Source organism: Nocardia sp. NPDC049737 (genome assembly GCF_040674755.1).
GTDB lineage: Bacteria > Actinomycetota > Actinomycetes > Mycobacteriales > Mycobacteriaceae > Nocardia.
This window is the reverse complement of sequence record NZ_JBFANH010000026.1, coordinates 147,366-155,832: the sequence shown is the minus strand read 5'-3', so window position 1 is coordinate 155,832 and position 8,467 is coordinate 147,366. Positions and strand designations below refer to the sequence as shown.

General features: G+C 65.2%; 6 protein-coding genes. 5 read left to right on the top strand and 1 reads right to left on the bottom strand.

Going from position 1 to position 8,467, the window contains the following annotated elements; translation table 11 throughout:
* Nucleotides 1–269: 269 nt before the first annotated feature.
* A complete protein-coding gene (locus AB0J47_RS30715) occupies nt 270–413 on the bottom strand; it encodes a hypothetical protein (RefSeq protein WP_364353843.1) in 144 nt (47 codons plus the stop codon).
* A gap of 174 nt (nt 414–587) precedes the next feature.
* Between AB0J47_RS30715 and AB0J47_RS30710 the strand changes: the two genes are divergently transcribed.
* The 5 genes from AB0J47_RS30710 to AB0J47_RS30690 all read left to right on the top strand — a co-directional run bounded on the left by AB0J47_RS30710 (nt 588) and on the right by AB0J47_RS30690 (nt 8,404).
* Nucleotides 588–2,300: an acyclic terpene utilization AtuA family protein gene (locus AB0J47_RS30710; RefSeq protein ID WP_364353839.1), complete on the top strand. Its 1,713-nt coding sequence runs from the start codon at nt 588–590 to the stop codon at nt 2,298–2,300.
* Entirely contained in the window at nt 2,297–3,445 is a 1,149-nt protein-coding gene (locus AB0J47_RS30705; RefSeq protein WP_364353836.1) for an acyl-CoA dehydrogenase family protein, read from the top strand. The genes AB0J47_RS30710 and AB0J47_RS30705 overlap by 4 nt, the downstream gene beginning before the upstream one ends.
* Nucleotides 3,442–5,040: a carboxyl transferase domain-containing protein gene (locus AB0J47_RS30700; RefSeq protein WP_364353833.1), complete on the top strand. Its 1,599-nt coding sequence runs from the start codon at nt 3,442–3,444 to the stop codon at nt 5,038–5,040. The genes AB0J47_RS30705 and AB0J47_RS30700 overlap by 4 nt, the downstream gene beginning before the upstream one ends.
* A gap of 6 nt (nt 5,041–5,046) precedes the next feature.
* Nucleotides 5,047–7,170 carry a biotin carboxylase N-terminal domain-containing protein gene (locus AB0J47_RS30695; RefSeq protein WP_364353830.1) on the top strand — a complete coding sequence of 708 codons (2,124 nt, stop codon included), beginning with the start codon at nt 5,047–5,049 and terminating at the stop codon, nt 7,168–7,170.
* A 73-nt stretch (nt 7,171–7,243) separates the two neighbouring features.
* Nucleotides 7,244–8,404 (top strand): acyl-CoA dehydrogenase family protein, encoded by a 1,161-nt coding sequence (locus AB0J47_RS30690; RefSeq protein WP_364353827.1) that lies wholly within the window; start codon nt 7,244–7,246, stop codon nt 8,402–8,404.
* Nucleotides 8,405–8,467 lie beyond the last annotated feature (63 nt).

The following is an 8,467-nucleotide window of genomic DNA, read 5'->3' as shown; positions in this document are numbered from 1 at the left end:
GGGGCGTTCGGCGTCGGGGGTGCGCTCGCGCGGCGGTGGGGCCTCGAGCCTGCGGTGCGTGCGCTTCGGTCAACGGACGTGAGACGGGCCGCGGAGGTTGCTCGTAGGACGCGTTCCGTGGTGGTCGCTTGTGTGGGGCGTTCGGCGTCGGGGGTGCGCTCGCGCGGCGGTGGGGCCTCGAGCCTGCGGTGCGTGCGCTTCGGTCAACGGACGTGAGACGGGCCGCGGACGTTGCTCGTAAGACGCGCTCCGTGGTGGTTGAGTGGGACCTACATCAACCAGACGACCGCACCCGCGGCGGCTAGTACCGCGAGCACCATGAGGGCGATGGCGAGTGGGCGGGCGGTCTTCCAGGTGGAGTAGGCCCCGCCCAGCAGGAACCCGGCCAGCGCGAACAGGATGACGGACGACATCTGGTCATTCTGCCTCGCGCATCCTGTCCGCTGATAAGCACGGGAGCAATTAACAAGCACGCATGCTTGCTTTTTTCTGGATCCGGTGTGATGCTGGACCCGGAACGCGGACTTCACCGGCGGCGCAACGCGGCGCGCCGGGACGGTTCGCCGCACAGGAGGGCCTTCCAGCTGATGAGTATGCTGGCCGCCGATCCGGAGCTGATCCGAATCGGCAACTGCTCCGGGTTCTACGGTGATCGGCTCAGTGCCATGCGGGAGATGCTCGAGGGCGGGCAACTCGATGTGCTCACCGGGGACTATCTCGCCGAGCTGACCATGCTGATCCTCGGCCGCGACCGGATGAAGGATCCCAGCCTCGGCTATGCCAAGACCTTCGTCCGGCAGATCGAGGACTGCCTCGGGCTGGCGCTGGAACGCAATGTTCAGATCGTCACCAATGCGGGCGGCCTCAACCCGGCCGGGCTCGCGGAGAAACTACGCAAGGTCGCCGCGGATCTGGGACTCGATGCCAAGGTCGCGCATGTCGAGGGTGACGACTTGCTCAGCCGGGCGGGCGAGCTCGGCCTCGGGTCGCCGCTGACCGCCAATGCCTATCTCGGTGCCTGGGGCATCGTCGAATGTCTGAATGCGGGCGCGGATATCGTGGTCACCGGTCGGGTCACCGACGCCTCGGTGATCGTCGGCCCGGCCGCCGCCCATTTCGGTTGGGGGCGAACCGATTACGACCAGCTTGCCGGTGCGGTCGTGGCCGGACATGTCATCGAGTGCAGTACACAGGCCACCGGCGGTAACTTCGCGTTCTTCACCGAGTTGACCGATCTCGGACGGCCGGGTTTCCCGATCGCCGAAGTGCGCAGGGATGGCAGCAGTGTCATTACCAAGCATCAGGGCACAGGCGGTGCGGTCACGGTGGATACCGTTGCGGCACAGCTGATGTACGAGATCCAAGGAGCACGTTATGCGGGGCCGGATGTCACTACGCGGCTGGACAGCATCGAGCTGAGTCGAGAAGGCCCGGATCGAGTGTTGATCAGCGGGGTGACCGGTGAAGCGCCGCCGCCACGGCTCAAGGTGTCGCTCAATACCCTCGGCGGTTTCCGCAATGAGATGGAGTTCGTCCTCACCGGCCTCGATATCGAGGCGAAAGCGGCACTGGCGCAACGACAGTTGGAGTCCTGGCTGCCCGTGCGGCCCGCGGAGCTGACCTGGACGCTGGCGCGCCTCGACCGGCCCGATGCCGAAACCGAGGAGCAGGCAAGCGCTTTGCTGCGCTGCGTGGTGCGCGATCCGGATCCGAACAAGGTCGGCCGCTCCTTCTCCAATGTCGCGGTCGAGCTGGCATTGGCCAGTTATCCGGGCGCCAACTTCACCAGCCTGCCCGGCAATGGTTCGCCGTATGGGGTCTACACGCCGGGATTCGTCGATGCCGCCGAGGTGCCGCATGCGGCGGTGCTGCCGCAAGGCACGCGCGTCGATATCGCGCCCGCGTCGGACACTCTGGAATTGGCGGAGGTGGCCGAGCCGCAGCTGCCGGAGCCATTGCCCACCAACGGAACTCGCCGAGCGCCGCTGGGCACGATCGCGCTGGCCCGCAGCGGCGATAAGGGCGGCAACGCCAATATCGGTGTATGGGTGCGCACCGATGAGCAGTGGCGCTGGCTTGCGCATACGCTGACGGTGCGGCGGATCAAGGAACTGCTGCCCGAGGCCGCGCCGCTGACTGTTACCCGACACGTGCTGCCGAATCTGCGTGCCGTGAACTTCATTGTCGAGGGTCTGCTCGGGCAGGGGGTGGCCTATCAGGCCCGCTTCGATCCGCAGGCCAAAGGGCTCGGCGAATGGCTGCGCTCGCGTCATGTTGATATCCCATTGGAGTTGCTATGAGTCCGTGGAATACGCCGGAACGGCGCGAATTGCGCGCCACCGTAAGGGGTTTCGCTGACCGAGAAGTCCTTCCGTACCTCGATGCCTGGGAGCGCGACGGCGAGATCCCACGCGAACTGCACAAGAAGGCCGGAGCGCTCGGGCTGCTCGGCATTCAATTCCCGGAATCCGCAGGCGGTTCCGGTGGTGACGGTATCGACGCCATGATCGTCTGCGAGGAGATGCATCAGGCCGGTTGTTCCGGCGGCCTGTTCGCCTCGCTGTTCACCTGCGGTATCGCGGTACCGCACATCATCGCCTCCGGTAACGAAGACCTGATCGAGCGCTTCGCACGCCCGACACTGGCCGGGGAGAAGATCGGCTCGCTCGCCATTACCGAACCGGGTGGCGGCTCCGATGTCGGCCATCTCACGACTACCGCGCGCCGCGATGGCGATCACTACATCGTCAATGGCGCCAAGACCTACATCACCTCGGGCGTGCGCGCCGATTTCGTGGTGACCGCCGTGCGCACGGGCGGTCCGGGCTCCGGCGGGATTTCGCTGCTGGTGGTGGAGAAGGACATGCCGGGCTTCACGGTCAGCCGCAAGCTCGACAAGATGGGCTGGCGGGCATCCGATACCGCCGAACTGTCCTATGTGGATGTTCGGGTGCCGGTGCAGAATCTGGTCGGTCCGGAGAATTCCGGCTTCTATCAGATCGCCGGCGCCTTCGTCAGCGAGCGGGTCGGGCTTGCGGTGCAGGCGTATTCACAGGCCCAGCGCTGCCTGGATCTGACCCTGGACTGGGTGCGCAATCGCGAGACCTTCGGCCGCCCGCTGATCAGCAGGCAGGCGGTGCAGAATACGGTGACCGAGATGGCCCGCCGCATCGACGTGGCTCGCGTCTACACCCGAGATGTGGTGCAGCGCAGTGCCGATGGCGAAACCGATTTGATCGCCGAGGTGTGTTTCGCCAAGAACACCGCCGTGGAGGCGGGCGAATGGGTGGCCAATCAGGCCGTGCAGTTGTTCGGCGGCCTGGGCTATATGCGCGAATCCGAGGTCGAGCGGCAGTATCGCGATATCCGCATTCTCGGTATCGGCGGTGGCACAACCGAAATCCTGACCGGACTGGCGGCAAAACGATTGGGGTACCAGTCTTGACGACACTACGCACCACCCTCGATACCGCATCGCCGGAATACACGGCCGCGGCCGAGGCCATGACCACCAAACTCGCCGAGGTGGAGGCCGAATTCGCCAAGGCCATCGCCGGCGGTGGCCCGGATAAGTTGGCCCGGCATCGTAAGCGGGGCAAGTTGACCGCGCGCGAGCGCATCGAACTGCTCATCGACGAGGATTCGCCATTCCTGGAACTGTGCCCACTTGCCGCGTGGGGCAGCGACTTCCATGTCGGGGCGAGTGTGGTGTGCGGTATCGGCATTGTCGAGGGCGTCGAATGCATGATCGTCGCACCGGATCCGACGGTGCGCGGCGGCACGTCGAATCCGTGGACGTTGCGCAAGAACCTGCGCATGAACGACATCGTCATGCAGAATCGACTACCGGTAATCGGACTCGTCGAATCCGGCGGCGCGGACCTGCCGACCCAGAAGGAAGTCTTCGTACCCGGCGGACGGATGTTCCGCGACCTCACCAGGGCATCCGCAGCTGGAATCCCGACCATCGCCTTGGTTTTCGGCAATTCCACCGCCGGTGGCGCCTATATCCCGGGCATGTCCGACTACACGGTGATGATCAAGGAGCGCTCCAAGGTATTCCTCGGCGGACCGCCGCTGGTCAAGATGGCCACCGGCGAGGAATCCGATGACGAATCGCTCGGCGGCGCGGATATGCACGCGCGCGTCTCGGGTCTGGCCGATTATCTGGCGGTCGACGAGCAGGATGCCATCCGCATCGGCCGCTCCATTATCAAGCGGCTGAACTGGAAGAAGCAGGGCCCGGCGCCGCGCGCCGAGGTGATCGATCCGCTGTACGACCAGGAAGATCTGCTCGGAATTGTCCCGTCCGACCTGAAGATTCCGTTCGATCCGCGCGAGGTGATCGCCCGCGTTGTCGACGGCTCCGATTTCGACGAATTCAAACCCCTCTACGGCAGTAGCCTGGTCACCGGATGGGCGGAGCTGCACGGTTATCCGGTCGGTATTCTCGCCAACGCGCGCGGTGTGCTGTTCTCGGAGGAGTCGCAGAAGGCGACTCAGTTCATCCAGCTGGCCAATCAGTCCAATACGCCACTGCTGTTCCTGCACAACACCACCGGCTACATGGTCGGCAAGGAGTTCGAGCAGAAGGGCATCATCAAGCACGGCGCGATGATGATCAACGCGGTCTCGAATTCGAAGGTGCCGCATATTTCGCTGTTGATGGGCGCGTCCTACGGTGCGGGCCATTACGGCATGTGTGGTCGCGCATACGACCCGCGGTTCGTCTTCGCTTGGCCCAGTGCGAAATCCGCTGTCATGGGCGGTGCGCAGCTGGCCGGTGTGATCTCGATCGTGGGTCGTGCGTCCGCTGAGTCCAAGGGCATTCCGTTCAACGAGGAGGCCGACGCCGGGATGCGCGCGATGGTCGAGGCGCAGATCGAGGCCGAATCGCTGCCGATGTTCATGTCGGGGCGGCTGTATGACGACGGTGTGATCGATCCCCGTGACACCCGCACGGTATTGGGAATGGCGTTGTCGGCCATCCACAATTCCCCAGTCAAGGGCGCCGATGGCTTCGGCGTCTTCCGGATGTGAGGGAAAATGACAGCATCGCATAGCGATTCGATGAGGGTCGGCGCTCGCGTGCCGGGTGGGCCTATCACGAATGTTCTGGTAGCCAATCGCGGTGAGATCGCCCGTCGGGTTTTCGCGACCTGTCGTCGCATGGGTCTCGGTACCGTCGCGGTCTATTCCGATGCGGATGCCGCGGCACCGCATGTCGCCGAAGCCGATGCGGCGGTACGTCTTGCGGGCAATACACCCGCGCAGACCTACCTGCGCGGCGAGCTGATCATCGAGGCGGCTTTGGCCACCGGTGCTGATGCGATCCATCCGGGTTACGGATTCCTTTCCGAGAACGCGGAATTCGCACAGGCCGTGCTGGCGGCGGGGTTGGTGTGGATCGGCCCGCCGGTCGAGGCTATCGAGCAGATGGGTTCGAAAGTCGCTGCCAAGAAGTTGATGGATGCGGCCGGAGTCCCGGTACTCGCCGAACTCGACCCGGCCGAGGTCACCGCGGCGCATCTGCCGGTGCTGATCAAGGCCTCCGCCGGTGGTGGCGGGCGCGGTATGCGCGTGGTGCGCGAGCTCGCCGACCTGGAACCCCAAATCGCCGCCGCACGCAGGGAAGCCGAATCGGCATTCGGCGATCCGACGGTGTTCTGCGAGCGGTACCTGGAGACCGGACGACATATCGAAGTCCAGGTCATGGCCGATGCCAACGGCACTATCTGGGCCGTCGGCGAGCGGGAATGCTCGATTCAACGCCGCCACCAGAAGGTCATCGAGGAGGCGCCGTCGCCGCTGGTCCAGCGGATCGACGGCGAGCGCGGGTCAGGCCCGGAGGCGGCAGCGAAGCGTGACCACGCAGGGCTCCCGCGCACGGCCAATGGACAGAGCATGCGCGAGCGATTGTTCGAGGCGGCCACACTGGCGGCCGGTGCAATCGGCTACATCGGTGCCGGGACCGTGGAATTCCTCGCCGACGAGGCGGGGGAGTTCTTCTTCCTGGAGATGAATACCCGGCTGCAGGTGGAACACCCCGTCACCGAATGCACCACCGGATTGGATCTGGTGCGGACTCAGCTCGAGGTCGCGGCTGGCGGCCAGCTGGCTGCCGCGCCGCCACCGCTACGTGGGCATTCGATCGAGGTCCGGCTGTATGCCGAGGATCCCGCGCACGAATGGCAGCCGCAGAGCGGGACGGTGCATCGGATCGATATCCCGCTGGTGGCAACCGAATTCGACATTCTCGACCGTCCCGGCGTACGCCTGGATACCGGTGTGGTGAACGGTTCGGTCGTCGGTGTGCATTACGACCCGATGCTGGCGAAGGTCATCTCCTACGCCGAGACTCGCGGTGAAGCTGCACGGTTGTTGGCAACAGCGCTGCAGCGAGCCAAGATTCACGGTCTGGTGACCAACCGCGATCTGCTGGTGCGGGTGCTGCGCCATCCGGCATTCCTGGCCGGGGACACCGATACCGCGTTCTTCGCAACGCACGGATTGGATTCGCTGTCCGCGCCGCTGGTGTCCGAAGCGGATCAGGCACTGTCCATCGTCGCCGCCGCGCTCGCGGATGCCGCGGCGAACCGGAAGGCGGCCAGGGTCGGCGCCGGGCTGCCCGCGGGCTGGCGGAATCTACCTTCGCAGTCGCAGCACAAGTCGTACGAGAGCCGCACCAGCGCAACGCATGACATCGGTTACCGCTTCACCCGAACCGGAGTCGCGGTTGCTGGTCACGACGGCCTCGAACTGGTAGAGGCGGGTCCGGAGCGTGTGGTCCTCTCGGTTCCGGGCGAACGCGGTCTGGTGCGTAGGCAATTCGATATCGCCCGCTACGGCGACCTGGTCTGTGTCGACTCGCCGCTCGGACCGGTTTCGGTGCGCAGACTGCCGCGTTTCAGCGATCCGGCCGATCAGGTCGCGCACGGTTCACTGCTCGCGCCCATGCCGGGCAGCGTGATTCGCATCGGCGCGGAGGTCGGCAGCGCCGTCGAACAGGGCCAGCCGATTCTGTGGCTGGAGGCCATGAAGATGGAACACACCATCTCCGCGCCCGCCACGGGCGTGCTCAGCGCCCTCAATGTCACCGTCGGCCAGCAGGTCGATGTCGGCGCAGTGCTCGCCGTCGTCGATCCCACCGAATCCCAGGAGAACTCATGAGAGAGCGAAGCGAACGAATCATGTGTCAGTGCGGAAAGCGCATGCCGGAGCCGAGCGTCAGCGAGGCGCAGGCATGAGCTTTATCGAAACCGATGAGCAGAAGGCACTGCGGTCCGCGGTCGCCGCGCTCGCCGCGAAGTACGGCTTCCGCGACTATGTGCTGCCGAAGGCGCGCAAGAACGAGCCGCTCACCGAATTATGGGATGAGGCAGGCAAACTCGGCTTCCTCGGCGTGAATCTGCCGGAGGCGTACGGCGGCGGTGGCGCGGGCATGTACGAGCTCGCGCTGGTGATGGAGGAGCTGTCCGCGCAGGGTGCGGGCCTGCTGCTGATGGTGGTTTCTCCGGCCATCTGCGGCACCATCATCACCAAATACGGCACCGACGAGCAGAAGCAGCTGTGGCTGCCCAAACTTGCCGACGGCACCGCCAAGATGGTCTTCGGTATTACCGAACCCGACGCCGGTTCGAACTCGCACCAGATCACCACCACCGCGCGTCGTGACGGTGACGACTGGATCCTCAACGGCCGCAAGATCTTCATCTCCGGTGTGGACCAAGCCGAGGCCGTGCTCATCGTCTCGCGCACCGAGGACCACAAGACCGGCAAGCTCAAGCCCGCACTGTTCATCGTGCCCACCGATGCCCCCGGCTTCGTCAAGACGCCGCAGGAAATGGACATCATCGAACCGGACCACCAGTTCACACTGTTCCTCGATGACGTGCGCCTGCCGTCGGATGCCCTGGTGGGCAAGGAAGATGCCGCACTCATGCAGCTGTTCGCGGGCCTCAACCCGGAGCGCATCATGGGCGCCGCCATGGCCGTCGGCATGGGCCGCTACGCCATCGATCGCGCCGTCGAATACGCCAAGGAACGCACGGTGTGGAAGACGCCGATCGGTGCGCACCAAGGTATTTCGCATCCGCTCGCCGCGGTGAAAGTCGAGGTGGAGTTGGCCCGGCTGATGATGCAGAAGGCCGCGACGCTCTACGACGCCGGTGATGAGATGGGTGCGGCCGAGGCCGCGAATATGGCGAAATACGCTGCGGCCGAGGCCAGTATCAAGGCGCTCGATCAAGCCATCCAAACCCACGGCGGCGCGGGCCTCACCAAGGAGTACGGACTCGCCGCGATGCTCGCGGCCGCCCGCATCGGTCGCATCGCCCCGGTCAGCCGCGAGATGGTGCTGAACTTCGTCGCCCAGTACTCGCTGGGCCTGCCGAAGTCCTACTGATATTCCGCCCGCGTCGTTCCAATGCCGGGGCGACGAAGGCGGGATCGGATGCCACGACAGGAG